The organism is Aliterella sp. E5.1 (assembly GCF_057473825.1).
The window spans coordinates 1-16,650 of the sequence record NZ_JBYCCV010000084.1; the positions used below are offsets into that span (position 1 = coordinate 1).

Consider the following 16,650-nt stretch of genomic DNA (forward strand, 5'->3'; position numbering starts at 1 on the left):
ACGTCTGTTGGCAAACAGGACAGAGATAGCGTTGATGTCCGTTGGGCATCTTGCCGTGTTTATGGGCTTTAGAATGATCACACAAAGGGCATTGCATGGACGAGTTGCAGATGAGAGATCCCCTCTACTCTACCAATCCCACGTTTATTTGACGCACTACCGAAAAGAAGAAGCCCAAAAAGTGCAGCAGTTAAAGACAACTTATGGCAATACAATTGAATTTGTTTTATTTTTATGTGGCTACTTCGACAGTGGGTACTTAGGTTATGAAGCTGCCGAGGGTATAGATTGGGTTTGGGAGCATCGTATAAATGACTTTTCAGAATTTGGATTGTAAGCAATATTGCCGTATTGACTTAACAGAGGCTGAAAGGGTTATCGAGCAAATTCAACTGGATGCTTCTAAAACTTCCGCAGAGCGCAATCGCTTAGGTCAGTTTGCTACACCAAATTCTCTGGCGATTGAAGTACTCAAATACTCTAAAACTTTACTCCCAGCTAATGAGGAAATTCATTTTTTAGACCCAGCTATAGGTACTGGCTCATTCTATTCTGCGTTGTTACAGTTATTTCCTGTTGAACAGATCAAAAGTGCCATTGGCTATGAAATCGATCGAGACTATGCTGAAACAGCACTTAAATTATGGGCTAACACTTCTCTTAAGCTTAAGATTGCAGATTTCACAGAAAGTATTCCACCCAAAAATGAAAATGTTAAATGTAATTTATTGATTTGCAATCCGCCTTACGTCCGCCACCACCATTTATCAAGTGATAGAAAGAATTTTCTCAAACGACTAGGAATAAAAACTACTGGTATTAAACTGAGTGGTTTAGCAGGTCTTTACTGTTATTTTCTTTTGGCAGCACACGAATGGATGGCACGAGATGGACTAGCTTGCTGGCTAATTCCTTCTGAGTTTATGGATGTAAACTACGGAGGAAACATCAAGAAATATCTATTAGATCAAGTGACCCTACTGCGAGTACATCGATTTGCTCCTGACGACTTGCAATTTGCTAATGTTCTTGTCTCTACATCAGTTATTTGGCTTAGAAATATAAAACCAATTCATGACTACTCTGTAGAGTTTACCTACGGAGGGAGTATCAGCCGTCCAATTTATTCAGAGACTATCTCATCGACAACGCTGAAAGAGATATCAAAATGGAACAGTACTTCAATCTTATCTACTCAAGAGATAAGCATTCACTCCGGGGTTAAGTTGTCTGATTTATTTGAGATTAAGCGAGGAGTGGCTACTGGAGCTAACGATTTCTTTATTCTCACGCCTGAGAAGATTGATAAGCTTTGCATTCCATCTGAGCTTTTAATCCCTATTCTTCCCAGCCCTCGATACCTGTTAAATGATGAAATATTCTCAGATGAGCAAGGAAATCCCAGTCTTGAACGCAAACTTTTTTTGCTAAATTGTAAGCAGCCAATGGAATATTTACAAGTTAGACATCCTTCAGTTTGGGATTATCTTCAGCAAGGTGAAAATGCTGGAATATCAGAGCGTTATTTGTGTAGGCATCGATCGTTATGGTACTCGCAGGAAACCAGATATCCTGCAATGTTTTTGTGTCCATATATGGGGCGGCATAAATCTAGGAATGGCAAGCCCTTTCGATTTATCCTTAATCATTCCAAAGCGATTGCACCTAATGTTTATCTTATGATGTACCCAAAAACACGTTTAGAAGCCCTAATATCCACTAATCCTGAGTTGATTAAGTCTGCTTGGAAAGCCTTGAATTCAATTCCTATACAAAGCTTAATCCATGAGGGTCGGGTTTACGGAGACGGACTCCATAAACTGGAACCAAGAGAGTTGGCAAATACGCCAGCAGATCTTCTACTAGAAGCTCTAAAAAAACTGTAGCCGCCGCACCTAACAAGTTAATGAAGCGGACGTTGAGATATCTTATTTTGGTAGAGTTGCAGAATTTATCTGCCGTTAGTATCATCATACACTCGCCCTAAGTTGTTTTGAGTACGCGCTACTCCAAAGCGATCGCCAATAGACTGCCGCAAAGCCAAAGCTTGTTGATAATAATCTAAAGATTGTTCGTACTGTCCCAAATCAAAATAGACATCACCAATGACATTTAATGCTTGGGCGCGTTTGAGCAGCTAAAAACTGATTGCTTTCTATAAAAAAATCAGCTTGTTTGAGTAGTTCATTAGCTTGATTATTATTTACACTTTGAGCTTGAACTGGAATTTGCCAAGTTCCCCTAGGTAGCGCAAGTGCAGACAAGATCCAGAAAGTTGTGAAAGAAAGGCGCAGGCTTTGCATAAATTACGATAGATTTCCGTCGAGAACGCAATAGAGGCGATCTCGGTTTTTTCTACTATATTCGCCCAAACCTGCAACGTAAATTATTGGCGATCGCACCTTATATTTCCTCCACAACTTCCTGAGCAACCATTAGGCTAATAGTTGCAAGCGGCACTTTATAAAAATACTGGCGTAAAAATTGCTCCTCTCGTACGGCTGCAATAAACTGCTCAATAATCTGCAAGTTCTGGGTATCGGCAATAATTGGCTCTACTTCAAGGGAACTTATTTTGAAAGCTCGATTTTGAAAACTAATTTTAAAACCCAAACGAGTCAAAGCTTGAAAACCCAGTTGCAATAATAAGTCGCTAATTCCCAATTTTTCCATCAGTTGAGTGCGCGTAACTCCTTGCCCAGTGCGACAAAGATATTTGGCAATACCTACTAAATTTAGCCAAACTTGACGAGGTGAAACGAGGAGAGGAGGGTTATAAGCGATCGCAAGTGGTTTGTTTTCATAAAGCGATCGTTCGTACCAAGCCCGCAAGTCGTCCCAATTGCTAGGACAATTTTTGAGCAACAAAACTGACTCTGTTGCTTGCTCAAAATTACCTTGTCGCCAGTCTAAAATCTTGTTTGGCAAGGCTAAGGAAGTAAGTTCTTTCGCATCAGCGCTAGGACGAACCGCTAAAAGTCTGACTTCATACTGAGCTTTTTGTCCTTTTGCTGGATTTTCATAGCTGTTGTAATCGAGTTCTACAATTGCATCGCAGCGCCCTTGAGGGATTTCTTCGCGATAGTGTCCCCACCATACGCCGGGAAATCTGATAGTTGTAGAATCATCTCGAAGTTGGAAATCGGTTTTTATATACCTAACTTCTTTTCCTTGAGCGTCGCGAATATTGCGATTCCACGTTTTTTCAAACCAACAGTTTTGAATCAACAGTTTTGGGACAGGGTTGCCCATTCCACAGGGTTCGAGCAGTTTCAATTCCCAAAATAGTTCTTTACCCAAATCGGCAACGGTTACAACTAAATCGGCTTGGACGGTGGGAAGTGAAGTCGCATTTCCCAATATTTGCCGCAGTCTTTGGTTAATTGCATCGGTAAATAAGGGGATATTTTCTATAGGCAAACTCAAGCCCGCCGCAAAGGGATGTCCGCCAAATCGGTGCAGTAAGTGCGCTTGATCATTGACTAATTGATACAAATCGACTTGATTTACAGAACGCGCCGAACCACGAGCTAAACCTGTTTGTCCCTCGGTATCCGTACTCAGTAAAATCGTCGGGCGACCTGTTTGCTGGGCAACTTGTCCAGCGACTAATCCTAGTACCCCGACTGCCCATTGCGGATCTTCTAGGACAATTACGTTAGTAGTAGATAGATCCATCCGCTCTAGCTTGGCATTTACTTGCTGCTGGACATCTTTTTGTAACGACTTGCGCCGCGCATTTGCAAGTTCTGTTTCTTCCGCCAATTGGTTGCAGCGCTTTAGATCTCTACTTGTCAGCAACTCCACGCAAAAAGACGCATCGCCTTGAATCCGACTAACGGCGTTAATTCTTGGTCCCAAACCAAAAGAAATGTCTGTAGGGCGATCGCCACTTCTACGGCAAAGATCTAATAAGCGCCCAACTCCAGGTCTACGGCGCTCTGCTTCTGGCTTTTTGGAGTCCTGTTGCATTTTCTCAATTCCCCTTTGTGCCAAGTACCGACAATCGCCACTTAGCTGTACTAAGTCGGCAATTAGTCCAATTGCAACTAAATCTAATAAGTCATCGATGGGCTGCTGGGGTACATCTGGTAAGGCTTGATACAGTGCTTCTACTAATTTGTAAGCAACGGCAACTCCAGAAAGATGAAACAGTTGATGATCGCTTGGCAAATAACGAGGATTGATAATTGCGGTAACGCTTGGGCGATCGCTTGGTAAGGTGTGATGATCGGTAACTATGACATCAATTCCTAAAGAGTTTGCGTAAGTTATTTCCTCAATATTTGTGCTGCCAGTGTCGCAAGTAACAATTAACTTAGTATTATTTTGGGCAATTTCATCAATCCCTTGACAGTTCAATCCGTGTGATTGGGTGAGGCGATTGGGAATGTAGTAATTCAATTGTTGATGTTGAGGAAAAAATTGTCCCAATCCATCCCATAACACAGCAGTTGAGGTAATGCCGTCTGCGTCAAAATCTCCCCAGATAGTGACCGTTTCATTGCGATCGCGCGCTTGTTCCAACCTGGCTATGGCTTGCTGCATTTCTTGCCCAAATACCAAAGGGTTAGCAGCTTTGTACAATTGCGGATTAATATATCCCGCAAGTTGCTCTACATCTCTAATTTTGCGCTGCCAAAGCAATTGAGCGGCATAACACCCGTCTACACTAGGGGCGTAGCTTCTGACGGCTTCTGCAAACCACTCTGGCAGCTGCTCTATCGGTGCAACGATCCAGTTTTGCTGATGTTCTACCATTGATAAATTAAATTGGGGCTTCTTCGGTTGGTTCTTGTTCGCTGACTAAGGAATTGAGAGCAACTTCGCCAGCGATTCCTTCCGGCTTGCGCGACAATATAGCAGGGCGCGATCGCTTATAACCCGCTCTTTCGGCTTTTTGCCGTTCGTAAGCAATTAATCTACCGTAGTATTCGTGCTTGCCTAAATTCATTGATAAAAAGATGTGTTGGCGGCTATTGCCAAAACCTTTGCGATTAAAAAACTTTACTGCTGGGGTATTTGCCGGATCGGTATCGAAGAGCATAAACCTCGCCCCGTCTTCGATCGTGCGTTCTACTAGCGTATCAACTAATTTGTCAGCTACGCCTCGGCGTTGAAAGTGGGGGCTAACTCCCAGCCACATAATATATCCATAAGTCCAAGAACCCTTTGCAATCACAGTTCCCAAAATAAATCCAGCAAGTTTTCCTTCAATTTCAGCTACCAAACAGTATTCAGGATCGGTATTATATAATCCAATGACTTCCCATTTATCCCAAGTACGATATAGATAAGGATACAAATCGCTAGTAAATAGCTCCTCGCCTAAGTGGTAAACGGGGGCAAGGTCGTCAATTTCCAACTCGCGGACATAGACTGAAGACTGATAAGAATCGTTTTTATCAAAAATAGTCATAACTTAATAGCTTGCAGTCCTTCACAAGGACAATTCTTGAATATTAGATAAATTTGGCAGCCAGTTTTGGGGGAGGCTTTCTTCATTATCGTCGCGATCGCATCTACTAATAAATTGGCAATAGTTGCAAGTTTTGCTACCTTCTACCACCTGCGGAAATTGTTCGCCTTGTTCGTAACGTTTGAGCCAGTTAGTTAGTTGCAGAAGTAAAGAATTGAGTTTTTTCTCTATTTGTTGGTGCTGGGTGTTGCTATAAGTAAAAGTCAAACTTTGCGGCTTATCTTCCGATTGTACGAACCAGTAAGTCATCGAAATTTGTTCGGGCAAATATTCGCTGGTTTCAGCCAATACATACAGGTAAAGCAGAGTTTGCCAATTTTGGGCTAATTTGCGCCGATCTTGAGGTTTGGGGTAAGTTTTCCAATCAAGAATTTGGCAAGTGTTAGCTCTGGCGATGAATAAGTCATAAATTACTGTCAGCAAATATTCTTGAACTTGCAAAGTGCGACAATGTTCGCTCTCGCGAAACTCACCATCAGAAGCAGGGGTCAATATCTCTGTAGCTGCTCCAGCAAAGGCATTCATCCAACCTTGGAGTTGTTTGTCTTCTTTGACTAACGCATCAATGGGTAAGCCTAATTCTCGCTGCTGCATCAAGAGGTGAAAACGGCTACCGGAGCTTAAGCGCTCTTGTTGCTCTAGGCTAGTAGGAGAGCCAAGCCCGTCTAAACAAGTATGTTGAAACTGACGCGGACAACGTTCGAGTAAGTTTAGCTGTCCTTGAGATAATCGCATATAGCTAAGGATTTGTAGCGTTATAAATAATTATGACTATTTTAGATTCAACCACTCCAACGGATTTTGTTGCTATTTTAGACCGGGCGGCGGCAAGCTTACGAACTAAAGGCGATCGCCCTTCAGCCAAAGAAGTAGTCAACGCTTTATTGCAAGCAGAAAAAGCCGCCAAGCAGCAACGCCAAGGATACCCGCTCGAATCGCTGTTTGGTCAGTGGCGGCTTTGCTTTACCGCTCCTAAAAATGCTCATCTAAAAAGTGGTGTAGCTCTAGGTAAGGGCTTTTATGTACCCCAAATTGCTCCGGCACAGATTTCCTTTCGTCCATCTCAAAATTTGAGTCAGGCTGAAATTAATAATTCTCTGCAATTTGGCTCCTTGCAGTTTAAGCTAACGGGACCCGCTCGTTATTTGGATAAAAAAAATTTACTAGCGTTTGATTTTACCCACATGGAACTTTCGTTATTTAATCGAGCTATTTATAGCGGAGGTTTTCGCGGTGGAAAGCTTAAGAACGCATTCGAGCAGCAATCTATTTCTAAACTACCTTTTTTCGCCTTCTTCTTAGTCACAAAAGACTTTATCGCCGCGCGCGGTCGTGGTGGTGGATTAGCATCGTGGGTTGTAAATGCGACATCGTAACCGCGTTACCACAATTGGAGGGCGATCGCTTGTTATGTAGTGCGATGGAGTTAGATAAGACGATTTTACACGCCTATAGTTGCCAGCCGAGCGAACAAAATTACGGAACAAATTAACGTTGTGCCAGCGTCTAGGCTTCTGTGACACGCCGATAAAAGGCTACAAAATTTGTTAGGTAATATGAAGTTGCTAGTAAAAAATCAACTACTCTCAGCGTTGTTTTTGACAGGAGTTTTGGGTCTAAGTACAAGTGTAGCTTTAGTACAAAATGCTACTGCTGTTACGCAAAAAAATTCTTCTTTAAACATGACAACTAAAGGTGAATTAATAAGCGATTGCAGGCGAGGGAGCGACGACAGAAGTACAAGCAGCCAATTACCCGCTCGCGTTGCCAAGGCTGTAATAGTAGATTTATCCAAGCAGACAGGAATTCTCGTAGGACAATTACAAGTTACCCAATACAGTCGGCAAACTTGGTCTAATGGTTGCTTGGGGCTTGCTAAACCAGGGGAAATTTGTACCCAAGCTGTAGTCGAAGGATGGCGAGTTGTTTTATCTAACGAGCGGCAAAACTGGGTGTATCGCAGCGATCGCACCGGGCGAGTCTTGCGTTTAGAAGCTCGAAATACAGCCAACAATCCTAATAATTTGCCTGGTAATGTGGCTAATGCAGTGTTGCGCGATGCTGCAAAAAGATTGAACGTATCATCACCTCAATTAAAAATTGTGAAAGCAGAACGCCGCAATTGGTCTGATGGCTGTTTGGGATTAGGTCGCCCTGAATATCAGTGTGCAGCAGTAGTTACTCCTGGTTGGCTTGTAACAGTCGAAAGCAGGCAACAGCGTTTAGTTTATCGTACAGGTAATGTTGGTGGAGCGATCACGTTCGATGCCGCAGCTAGTTCTGCTATTGGTGGCAATATCAAACCTATGAGCCGATCCCACTAACTTCTGAAACCAGAAATAGCAACAGGCAAGAAGAAGAAAAGCATCTCACGGGGTACAACATCCTTACGGGTCTACCAATCAGCTTTTTGCCCCTCCATTGCCGTTTTTTGCTCTGTGGTCGGATACCTTGAGTACGGAGTTGGTGGCGTAACCATTTAGGCTCGTATCCTTGGTTCGCCGCAAGGGTTTTAGGGACAAGTAAGCAATTGCCTCCCTTACTTGTCCCTAGTCGGATTTGAGCCAGCATTGGCAGGACTTGCGGTTTTTCATCACCGTTAGCTGGGGTAGTAATTGCCACTACTGCCATCTCATTAGCATCTGTAATCCTGTGGATAAGTATGCCCTTGCCTTGGTAGCCATAGCCGATTCCTTCACCACCACCTTTCCCAGGGGGAAACAGAACCATCAACGGCTCCAATAGTCCAGTTAATCAATCCCTTCTCCTCTGCCATCGCCACAATTCGCCTTGTTAGTTTTTCCCCTGTTCCATCTTCATCCCATAGCTTTAGCCACCGATGGGTAGAACTTTTTGCTCCCCATTGTTCCCCTTGTGGGACATCAGGCTTTACTAGGCATAATCTGGGCAATGCCGCAGTTTGTTGTTCACAGTCAAGATATCGCTAATTGCTTCAATAAGTTTCCTTATCTTGGTTTAACTATGATCGCAACTCTAGTTTTGAGTCAAGCAATGACCGGGCGTTAGATTCCTACCCATGAAGTTGCTTTTTTTAGACGTTAGAGCAAGTATTTGCCACGTTTTTCTCTTTTTTGTGTTTAGGGGAGTATCTTGGGTAACAGCAAAGTCTCAAGCTGCCTTGGAGCCGAAGATACAGAGTTTATTGGTAAGAGAGCCAAAAGTTATTTACGGCGGCTTAACTTTAAATTAGAGAGTTTAAGGCTATTTTTGGGTTTTCTCCTATAATAATCTCGAATTTGCCTGCGATCGCCCAAAGGATAAAAAGTCGCCAGCATTGGGTTCATAAACTCTCAATAAACAAAACTGTATTACGGAATTTAAAGTTCTGTAGCCTTTTGCTATTGGTGTGAGTGCCTGTGCGGTAGACTATGCCTTAATTATGAGTTTGTAACCAATAACAACGCTCGTTAGGAGTTTTGATTCGATGTCTCATACAGTCAAAATCTACGATACCTGCATCGGCTGCACCCAATGCGTCCGCGCCTGTCCTACAGACGTTTTAGAGATGGTTCCTTGGGATGGCTGCAAAGCTGGTCAAATTGCCTCATCGCCGCGTACAGAAGACTGCGTAGGTTGCAAGCGTTGCGAAACTGCTTGTCCTACCGATTTCTTAAGCATTCGAGTTTACTTGGGTGCAGAAACTACACGCAGTATGGGTCTAGCGTATTAAATAAGAAATTTCTCCAAATTTCTTTAAATAACGTTGGTTTTAAACCAATGCTAGAAAAATATCTAGCAATCAGCAGAGGAAGTCAATTATATTGACTTCCTCTTTATTTATTTATTGCTGCAATCAACCCCAAAAAAACGGCATTTCTAAATAGGTGTAGAACCTATGCGTATTTATGTCTATTCAATCAGTAGTCAAGCTCAATACTAAGTAGCAAAATTTACAATTTCTTGCTCAAAAGGCTTAAGTATTATATTTCGCAAACACAAAAAACTTTATTTAAAGTTTATTTAAATAAAAAGTTTATAAATTATGCTTGCACTAGCTTCTATCTACTTTTTTACGTATTAAAATTATATTAAAGCCGCAAAAATTAAGCATCTACAAATTTTGTAGCTTTATCCACAGGGCATCTAACAAAATTCCGCCAGAGCAGTAATGTTCGTAAAGGCGATCGACTATTTGAGGCTGATTTTTCCAAAGATTACCGTAATTCTTCAAGATTTTGATCCGGGTGAATAGCAATTTTTTCATTGCTCGTCAAAATTCACCCTAGCACCGCTAAATGATTTTGAAGACAAAAGAAATAGCGTTTTCAATACCAACTTAAAGCGTACAGATTGAGCTTTAAGTCAGTTTTTCGAGTGGTTTTAAATATTACACTTCACTCCTACTCGCGTAAGAGGAGTAAACATGAAAAGAAAGTTTACTAGACGAGAATTATTGGAACTCGGAGCGATCGCTGGTAGCTCGCTTTTGCTGCCTACCTTACTCCAGTCTCGCGGCTATGCTGTAACTGCTGGAAGTCCGCAACCAACTCCTTTTGCACTCGAACTGCCCATCCCGCCAGTGCTTAAGCCTGTGCGGAGTGATGAAACAACTGATTACTACGAAATTGCGATGAATAAGCGCCTGGTGAATATTTTGCCAGGGCTGACAACAGAAGTCTGGGCTTATAACGGCATAACCCCTGGTTCCACGATTGTACAGCGTCAAGATCGGCAATCTGTCGTTTGCTTTATCAATAATTTGGATACACCAACATCAGTTCACTTGCATGGAATGGCATCGCTACCGCAATACGATGGCTACCCGGAGGATTTGATTTTTCCAGGCTACCACAAGGATTATCTTTATCCAAATAACCGTGCTGCTACATTGTGGTATCACGACCACGCGATTCACAATACTGCCCGTAATGTGTACATGGGACTAGCTGGAATGTATATCGTTCAAGATAAACTTGAACTCGATCTGCCTTTACCAAAAGGTAAATACGATGTACCGCTAATTATTCAAGACAAGATATTTGCAAGTTCTGGTTCATTGATCTTTGACCACGACAATCATCATGGTCTGATGGGCGATGTCATTTTGGTCAACGGTGCGCCATGGCCAAAAATGAAGGTAGCTAAGCGCAAGTATCGCTTCCGAGTTTTAAACGCATCAACTTCACGGGCTTACAAACTAGCGCTTAGCAACGGCGATGACTTAATCGTAATTGGTAGTGATGGCGGACTATTGGGCGCGCCTGTAAGAACTAAAGATTTACGAATTGGGATGGCAGAACGCTATGAGTTTATCATTGACTTTTCTAAATACGACATAGGAACTAATGTAATCCTCCAAAATCTTGGTCTTCCTAATAATAAAGATTATGACGGTACAAGTCAGGTTATGCGCTTTGACGTAGTGACTCAAGAGTTTGATGAAAGCTCTATCCCTGATACTTTGCGTCCTTTTAGTCCTATTTTACGTTCTGCCGCAGTGCGAGAAAGGCGATGGACTTTCGAGCATCGCGACGATATGTGGAAGATTAACGGCAATACCTGGGACAAAAACCGAATTGATGCTAATCCAGGTCTTAACGATACTGAAATTTGGACTTTTATTACCAACAGCCGTGATTGGTTTCACCCCGTACACGTTCATTTAGTAGACTTTCAAATTTTAGAGCGCAATCGTCAGCCGCCGCTTCCCTATGAACGAGGCTGGAAAGATGTAGTCTATAGCGGCGAAGACGATAATATTCAGGTTATTGCTCAATTTAGACCCAACCGGGGTAAGTATATAATCCACTGCCACAATACGGTTCATGAAGACCACGATATGATGACTCAGTTTCAAGTGGGTCAAGGTGGGATAGATCCCATGTCAGCCCCAGCAAAACCGCTTCCAGCGACACCACTATAGCAGTGGAATTTATTGCGAAAAGAACTTTTTGGTGCAGCTACTCCAAAAAGTTTATGTTAATGCGGTAGGTAATGATGCTACTACCTTGCTTAGCAGCAAGCGATCGCGATCGCTTGCTGCTAAGAATTGGAATTTTGCCTGTCCGTTGGTAAACTTCTCGATGCCAGGTTAATATATCTGAGGACAAAAGGCAGGGGTGTCCATAAGTAAGCAATACCAGAAAAATATAACTTGACTACTTGCCTACTGCTCTTGTAGCTTTTAGAGCATATATAAAGACCTATTGGTGCGACCTATTATGTGTGGAATCGTTGGCTATATTGGCACTCAAGCAGCTACACAAATTTTACTTTCTGGCTTAGAAAAATTAGAGTATCGAGGCTACGATTCTGCCGGAATCGCTACGGTTTTAGAAGGAGAATTACATTGCGTCCGCGCTAAAGGTAAGTTGTACAACTTACGGGACAAATTAGAAACTATTGTTAACCCTGCCAAAATTGGCATTGGACATACTCGCTGGGCAACCCACGGCAAACCCGAAGAATACAACGCCCATCCGCATATGGATAACGCCAAGCGAGTCGCGGTGGTACAAAATGGCATTATTGAAAACTACCGCGAGTTACGTGAGGAATTAAAACAACTAGGGCATGAATTTCGCTCGGACACAGATACTGAGGTTATCCCTCATCTCATCGCCCAGTATTTACAAGCGTCTAATTCCTTTTTAGAGGCGGTGCGGCAAACAGTAAATAGACTTAAAGGGGCATTTGCGATCGCAGTTATCAACGCCGATTACCCTGATGAATTGATTGTTGCCCGTCAACAAGCACCGTTAGCGATTGGTTTTGGACAAGGAGAGTTCTTTTGTGCTTCCGATACTCCCGCATTGGTTGCCCATACGAGAGCCGTATTAACCTTAGAAAATGGCGAATTAGCTAGACTTACCCCCCTAGGAGTCGAAGTATTTAGCTTTGCGGGCGATCGCCTCAAAAAATACCCCCGCACCTTAAGCTGGAATCCGATCATGGTCGAAAAGCAAGGCTTTAGGCACTTCATGCTTAAAGAGATCTACGAGCAACCAGGAGTTGTTAGAGCCTTCTTAGAAGCTTATTTAGATGCCACCGATGTTATCGATTTGGGATTGCCAGAGTCATTGTGTGCAGATATAGAAAATATCCAAATTGTTGCTTGCGGTACTAGCTGGCACGCTAGTTTGGTAGGTAAGTATTTGCTAGAACAAGTAGCTGGTATTCCGACATCGGTTCAATACTCCTCCGAGTTTCGCTATGCCCCGCCACCTGTTACCCCTAATACCTTAACCATTGGAGTTACTCAGTCAGGAGAAACGGCGGATACAATAGCTGCTTTGACCATGGAAAAAGAGCGGCGGTTGGCTTTGAAACCAGCTTATCAGCCGCGCCTACTGGCGGTTACTAATCGCTTAGATAGTTCCATTGCAGCGATCGCTAATGAAGTTATTGATACTCACGCGGGAATTGAAATCGGCGTTGCAGCAACTAAAACCTTTATTGCTCAACTATTGGCTTTCTACCTTTTAGCATTAGATTTGGGCAATCGTCGGCAAACTTTATCGGCGCAAAGACTTGCAGAAATCATTACTGGTTTACGTCAGTTACCCGCACAAATAGAGCTAATTTTAGAAAGTCAAGAGCGGTATATTCAAGAATTGGCGCACCAGTTTACAGAAACCCAAGACTTTATATTTGTAGGACGGGGGGTAAATTTTCCGATCGCTTTAGAAGGAGCATTAAAGCTCAAAGAAATTAGTTATATTCACGCTGAAGGCTACCCGGCGGGAGAGTTGAAACACGGACCCATTGCGCTATTGGATGCCAAAGTGCCTGTAGTTGCGATCGCAATTCCTGGTAGCGTTTACGAAAAAGCTTTATCCAACGCTCAAGAAGCTAAAGCCCGCGATTCTCGGCTAATTGGCGTGGTAGAGATGGACGATCCGCAAGCGGCGGAGACTTTTGACGATTTGATTCCTTTGCCCAAAGTAGACGAGTTGCTTTCCCCAGTTTTGACAGTAATTCCTTTGCAATTATTGGCTTACCATATTGCTGCAAGGCGCGGCTTGGACGTGGATCAGCCAAGAAACTTAGCAAAATCAGTAACGGTAGAGTAGAACTTTTGAAATAGGCGATCGCTGCAAATTGTAGCTAAAGAATATACGGAGCAAATTTTAGCTACTAGCGATCGCGATAGGGATATTTCATCTTTGGTTAAAGAAGCTTATTCTTTAGCATTGCATAGTGGGCAACTTAATAGTACTACCCTGAAAACTCTATACCAGAAAACCAAGCATAAAAAACTTAAGTAACAAAAAAATGATGTTCGTGTGCTTGTCGTAAATGCTAAAAAAGATAAAGTTCTGCCTAGGATGTTTTAAAACAAGCAGATATAATTAGAAATTCTGTGAAATACTTTACTGAAATGGGATAGTCTAATGCGCAGTCATTTTTCTACTCTTTATCTCAATTGACCAATCTATTGTGTAATTGCTCTATACCATATTGGTAGTGATGCTAAAAGCTTTAAACAAACTCAACTGAGTTAAATCCTGCTTCGCAAGTAATCTTCATTTCTCAATTACAGGTATTTTCCACAGTGCTATTGTTGCTATAGGTCGTTATCAGTTAGTTATAAACAGAGAATTTGTCTAAAGAAATCATTTGGTTATATTGAGTAAACAATAGCGCGCTATTTATCAATGGTAAGCTGATTCCTAGCCTTAACACCTACCCTGGATAAAATCTATAATTACAACTTTTTATGACAAAAATTGGACAGATTCAATACTTACTTTTTGGCTTTGTTTTTTAAATACAGTGTTTTGATACCAGTAAAGTAAAAATTTTAAGGGAGTCAAGTTTCAAATTCATTATTGGTTTGTAAACTAAAAAGATAATATATGAATCAAGAAAAAGAATTATTGCAGACATTAGCAGGAACAGATCTCGAAGGTTATGGAGATGGAATTTTTAAGAGTATCGGATTAACTTGTTTTTCCTCGCTAGGTCAAATAAGACTAAATAGTATAATTTCAGGGTATCCAGATGATGAGCATATTGAAGTTGATTATATTATTCCTAATGGTAAGATTTGTTTGATAGGTGAAATAACAGCAAGAGATAATGAAAAACAAATTAAAATAAAATATGATAAGTTTGTAAAGTAAATTAATATATTAAAAAATATACAAGTTTCAGACGAGTTTTGGATAAAATTAGGTATTCAAAAAGAGGATATAAGACCTTTTAGAGAAATAAAATCAATCAGAGCATTTTTTATCACTACCAAGAAAGAAAAGTTTGATGTGAGCTTGCCATACCTACCAGACATGGCTATATTTTATAGCTCTGACTTTTTAAAACTTATTGAATATTCTAAGACCATCGGAAAGTGGACAAAAAATTATTTTTTAAAGCATTTCAATGTTAATAGTCCTACTAACCAGGGCATAATAATTTATGAGAAAGACTATTCGCTTATTATAAGTAAAAATAAAAAAATTAGTGGTAAAGATATTCCGCTCTCTAATTTATATAATTTTACTATATCTCCGTATCGTTTGCTTGACATAGCTCATGTAAATAGAAAAGACGAACTACCTTCACTGCAAGATAATACATATAATTATCAAAGATTGTTGAATGTTGATAAGTTAAAAACAATAAGAAAAAATTTATTAAACGATCCAGACTTTATGTTTCCATCTAATATATTAGTTATTCTTTCTAAAGAATGCACATATAATAACGATGGAACAGATAGTGGTTATTTGTTTATACCTGAAAAATATGGAAGTATTTCTATAATCGATGGGCAACATAGGCTTTTTTCCTATGCTGATGAAACCGTTAAGTCTGTAATGCAAGATGATTGCCAAATAAAAGTAACTGCTATCGATTTTATAACTTCTGATACAGATCTTATTGAGCAATCTAGTGCTAAAGTTTTTATAGAAATCAATACTAATCAAACGCGAGTAGAAATATCTCATCTCGATCAAATCGCCTATAAATTAGGGAGTGATGATCCTAAAGTCATTGCAACAAAGATCATCGTTACAATAAATAGTAGAGCTAAGTTTAGAGCATTTTTTGATATTAATTTAGATACAACAAACAAAGGAATTGTTGAGGCAGGAATAATTATTGATGCAGTTAAAAAAATAACAAATCTTGCAAAGATTAAACAGCTTGAAAACGCTAGAGTTGAAAAAACAAAGATTAAAAAAATTGGATATGAAAATCTGTTCGATTGTAATATCTTAGATTTATCCCAGAAAGATATGTTGGTTGAAAAAGGAACTATTGTTTTTGAGCGATATTTCAACGAAATTTTTTCTATGTTTAGGTATGATAAACCAACAAACAGAAAAGAAATAAAATCTTCTTTTGCATATTCAAAGTTCTGGGCTGGATTTGTAGATTTACTAAGTATCTTTATTGAAGAAGGCTTAAATTGGAATCAGGTAAGAGATGAACTTAAAAAGATAAAATCTAATGTTATGCAGTTACGTGAAGTAGAAATATCTCAAAGTGACAAGTCTACTGAGCCTTTATTTTTTGCAAAAGATTCCAAAATTCCAGATGCAAGTTCTTCTCCTAAGAAAACTTGTACCTTTTTAAATAAGAATCGCCAGAAACCTATGTCCGTTCAGAATTTGTAACATTAATCTAAAGAAAATCATTAGCTTTGAACAACTAGGAAATCCTACCGAGAATTGGATTTATTGTCTGGGTAACTATTGCCGAATAATGAGGACAACCCCATTTATGCGATCGCCGTCAAGCGAGGTAGACTACAGAAGTTGTTACAAGACAAAATCCCCGCTTTAGTAGTTAATGGAGATATCGAGTCCCGCCTTGCTGGTAATCTTCATATCTCAATTCCAGGCATTCCCAACAGTGCAATTATTGCTAGAGTTCGCGAAAGGTTAGCTATTTCTACAGGTTCAGCCTGTTCGTCAGGGGTAGAAAGCCCTTCCCACGTACTTCGAGCTATGAATTTACCTGAAGATGCGATCACGGATAGTTGCGTATTGGTCTTGGCAAATTTACCACTGATTCAGAGATTGACAGAGGAGCTAACCTTCTTGTCACCGCAATTAGCCAAATTCAAGAAGCCCTTATACCAATTCTGAATGAAGGTGCGCTAAATTAGCATAAGTGTAAGGGGAAAGGAAAAGTTATGAGTCGTCCGTTCCAAGTGGAGATATCTGAAAGCAAAGAAATGTTGGAGAAAGCACTCAAATATG

General features: G+C 40.8%; 18 protein-coding genes and 2 pseudogenes. 11 read left to right on the forward strand and 9 right to left on the reverse strand.

The genetic code is table 11. From position 1 onward, the window contains the following. Window positions 1-97, reverse strand: a 97-nt coding sequence (locus AC2VE5_RS19510) for an IS1/IS1595 family N-terminal zinc-binding domain-containing protein (protein WP_486886923.1), incomplete at its 3' end; no start/stop codon positions are given. A gap of 63 nt (window positions 98-160) precedes the next feature. Here AC2VE5_RS19510 and AC2VE5_RS19515 point away from each other — a divergent pair. Together AC2VE5_RS19515 and AC2VE5_RS19520 are read left to right on the forward strand one after the other, a co-directional pair. Then, window positions 161-337: pseudogene (locus tag AC2VE5_RS19515) on the forward strand (XamI family restriction endonuclease); the annotation flags it as partial. Continuing rightward, window positions 312-1,886 (forward strand): Eco57I restriction-modification methylase domain-containing protein, encoded by a 1,575-nt coding sequence (locus tag AC2VE5_RS19520; protein ID WP_486889358.1) that lies wholly within the window; start codon window positions 312-314, stop codon window positions 1,884-1,886. The pseudogene AC2VE5_RS19515 and the gene AC2VE5_RS19520, both read left to right, overlap by 26 nt. Before the next feature lie 65 nt (window positions 1,887-1,951). Here AC2VE5_RS19520 and AC2VE5_RS19525 read toward each other — a convergent pair whose 3' ends face one another. The 5 genes from AC2VE5_RS19525 to AC2VE5_RS19545 form a co-directional block, all read right to left on the reverse strand. Next, on the reverse strand, window positions 1,952-2,086 hold the full coding sequence (locus tag AC2VE5_RS19525; RefSeq protein WP_486889360.1) for a tetratricopeptide repeat protein: 135 nt from the start codon (window positions 2,084-2,086) through the stop codon (window positions 1,952-1,954). A 13-nt stretch (window positions 2,087-2,099) separates the two neighbouring features. Continuing rightward, complete coding sequence (locus AC2VE5_RS19530; RefSeq protein ID WP_486889361.1) at window positions 2,100-2,303, reverse strand: hypothetical protein; 204 nt, start codon at window positions 2,301-2,303, stop codon at window positions 2,100-2,102. Between the two features lie 100 nt (window positions 2,304-2,403). Then, on the reverse strand, window positions 2,404-4,761 hold the full coding sequence (gene recJ / locus AC2VE5_RS19535; RefSeq protein ID WP_486889362.1) for a single-stranded-DNA-specific exonuclease RecJ: 2,358 nt from the start codon (window positions 4,759-4,761) through the stop codon (window positions 2,404-2,406). Window positions 4,762-4,768: 7 nt separating this feature from the next. Next, entirely contained in the window at window positions 4,769-5,419 is a 651-nt protein-coding gene (locus AC2VE5_RS19540; protein WP_486889363.1) for a GNAT family N-acetyltransferase, read from the reverse strand. A 21-nt stretch (window positions 5,420-5,440) separates the two neighbouring features. Then, on the reverse strand, window positions 5,441-6,214 hold the full coding sequence (locus tag AC2VE5_RS19545; protein ID WP_486889364.1) for a PD-(D/E)XK nuclease family protein: 774 nt from the start codon (window positions 6,212-6,214) through the stop codon (window positions 5,441-5,443). 32 nt (window positions 6,215-6,246) lie between these two features. Between AC2VE5_RS19545 and AC2VE5_RS19550 the strand changes: the two genes are divergently transcribed. Together AC2VE5_RS19550 and AC2VE5_RS19555 are read left to right on the forward strand one after the other, a co-directional pair. After that, window positions 6,247-6,855 (forward strand): hypothetical protein, encoded by a 609-nt coding sequence (locus AC2VE5_RS19550; protein ID WP_486889365.1) that lies wholly within the window; start codon window positions 6,247-6,249, stop codon window positions 6,853-6,855. A 180-nt stretch (window positions 6,856-7,035) separates the two neighbouring features. Further along, the gene (locus tag AC2VE5_RS19555; RefSeq protein WP_486889366.1) at window positions 7,036-7,803 is read left to right on the forward strand and encodes a hypothetical protein; all 768 of its coding nucleotides are present in this window, start codon (window positions 7,036-7,038) and stop codon (window positions 7,801-7,803) included. On the opposite strand, the gene AC2VE5_RS19560 is transcribed toward AC2VE5_RS19555, so the two are convergent. After that, the gene (locus AC2VE5_RS19560) at window positions 7,784-8,209 is read right to left on the reverse strand and encodes a transposase (protein WP_486889367.1); all 426 of its coding nucleotides are present in this window, start codon (window positions 8,207-8,209) and stop codon (window positions 7,784-7,786) included. The genes AC2VE5_RS19555 and AC2VE5_RS19560 overlap by 20 nt on opposite strands. Next, window positions 8,175-8,390 carry a hypothetical protein gene (locus tag AC2VE5_RS19565; RefSeq protein ID WP_486889368.1) on the reverse strand — a complete coding sequence of 72 codons (216 nt, stop codon included), beginning with the start codon at window positions 8,388-8,390 and terminating at the stop codon, window positions 8,175-8,177. Before AC2VE5_RS19565 ends, AC2VE5_RS19560 begins: the two co-directional genes overlap by 35 nt. A gap of 534 nt (window positions 8,391-8,924) precedes the next feature. Here AC2VE5_RS19565 and psaC point away from each other — a divergent pair. Continuing rightward, the gene (gene psaC, locus AC2VE5_RS19570) at window positions 8,925-9,170 is read left to right on the forward strand and encodes a photosystem I iron-sulfur center protein PsaC (protein ID WP_009556083.1); all 246 of its coding nucleotides are present in this window, start codon (window positions 8,925-8,927) and stop codon (window positions 9,168-9,170) included. A 381-nt stretch (window positions 9,171-9,551) separates the two neighbouring features. On the opposite strand, the gene AC2VE5_RS19575 is transcribed toward psaC, so the two are convergent. Next, window positions 9,552-9,704, reverse strand: a complete 153-nt coding sequence (locus tag AC2VE5_RS19575) for a hypothetical protein (protein WP_486889369.1) — start codon at window positions 9,702-9,704, stop codon at window positions 9,552-9,554. Window positions 9,705-9,863: 159 nt separating this feature from the next. Between AC2VE5_RS19575 and AC2VE5_RS19580 the strand changes: the two genes are divergently transcribed. The 6 genes and pseudogenes from AC2VE5_RS19580 to AC2VE5_RS19605 all read left to right on the forward strand — a co-directional run. Then, the gene (locus tag AC2VE5_RS19580; protein WP_486889370.1) at window positions 9,864-11,363 is read left to right on the forward strand and encodes a multicopper oxidase family protein; all 1,500 of its coding nucleotides are present in this window, start codon (window positions 9,864-9,866) and stop codon (window positions 11,361-11,363) included. Between the two features lie 31 nt (window positions 11,364-11,394). Beyond that, window positions 11,395-11,535 (forward strand): hypothetical protein, encoded by a 141-nt coding sequence (locus AC2VE5_RS19585; protein WP_486889371.1) that lies wholly within the window; start codon window positions 11,395-11,397, stop codon window positions 11,533-11,535. 126 nt (window positions 11,536-11,661) lie between these two features. Beyond that, window positions 11,662-13,512 (forward strand): glutamine--fructose-6-phosphate transaminase (isomerizing), encoded by a 1,851-nt coding sequence (gene glmS, locus AC2VE5_RS19590; protein ID WP_486889374.1) that lies wholly within the window; start codon window positions 11,662-11,664, stop codon window positions 13,510-13,512. Window positions 13,513-14,298: 786 nt separating this feature from the next. Further along, window positions 14,299-14,565, forward strand: coding sequence for a hypothetical protein (locus AC2VE5_RS19595; protein WP_486889372.1), 267 nt, complete (start codon window positions 14,299-14,301; stop codon window positions 14,563-14,565). Window positions 14,566-14,703: 138 nt separating this feature from the next. Beyond that, window positions 14,704-16,062 carry a DGQHR domain-containing protein gene (locus tag AC2VE5_RS19600; RefSeq protein ID WP_486889373.1) on the forward strand — a complete coding sequence of 453 codons (1,359 nt, stop codon included), beginning with the start codon at window positions 14,704-14,706 and terminating at the stop codon, window positions 16,060-16,062. A gap of 108 nt (window positions 16,063-16,170) precedes the next feature. Further along, window positions 16,171-16,556, forward strand: a pseudogene (locus tag AC2VE5_RS19605) (aminotransferase); the annotation flags it as partial. Window positions 16,557-16,650: the final 94 nt, after the last annotated feature.

Coding starts and splice junctions, on each gene's coding strand:
- AC2VE5_RS19520 (WP_486889358.1), top strand. CDS start 312: ATGACTTTTCAGAATTTGGATTGTAAGCAATATTGCCGTATTGACTTA.
- AC2VE5_RS19530 (WP_486889361.1), bottom strand. CDS start 2,303: ATGCAAAGCCTGCGCCTTTCTTTCACAACTTTCTGGATCTTGTCTGCA.
- recJ (WP_486889362.1), bottom strand. CDS start 4,761: ATGGTAGAACATCAGCAAAACTGGATCGTTGCACCGATAGAGCAGCTG.
- AC2VE5_RS19540 (WP_486889363.1), bottom strand. CDS start 5,419: ATGACTATTTTTGATAAAAACGATTCTTATCAGTCTTCAGTCTATGTC.
- AC2VE5_RS19545 (WP_486889364.1), bottom strand. CDS start 6,214: ATGCGATTATCTCAAGGACAGCTAAACTTACTCGAACGTTGTCCGCGT.
- AC2VE5_RS19550 (WP_486889365.1), top strand. CDS start 6,247: ATGACTATTTTAGATTCAACCACTCCAACGGATTTTGTTGCTATTTTA.
- AC2VE5_RS19555 (WP_486889366.1), top strand. CDS start 7,036: ATGAAGTTGCTAGTAAAAAATCAACTACTCTCAGCGTTGTTTTTGACA.
- AC2VE5_RS19560 (WP_486889367.1), bottom strand. CDS start 8,209: ATGGTTCTGTTTCCCCCTGGGAAAGGTGGTGGTGAAGGAATCGGCTAT.
- psaC (WP_009556083.1), top strand. CDS start 8,925: ATGTCTCATACAGTCAAAATCTACGATACCTGCATCGGCTGCACCCAA.
- AC2VE5_RS19575 (WP_486889369.1), bottom strand. CDS start 9,704: ATGAAAAAATTGCTATTCACCCGGATCAAAATCTTGAAGAATTACGGT.
- AC2VE5_RS19580 (WP_486889370.1), top strand. CDS start 9,864: ATGAAAAGAAAGTTTACTAGACGAGAATTATTGGAACTCGGAGCGATC.
- glmS (WP_486889374.1), top strand. CDS start 11,662: ATGTGTGGAATCGTTGGCTATATTGGCACTCAAGCAGCTACACAAATT.
- AC2VE5_RS19595 (WP_486889372.1), top strand. CDS start 14,299: ATGAATCAAGAAAAAGAATTATTGCAGACATTAGCAGGAACAGATCTC.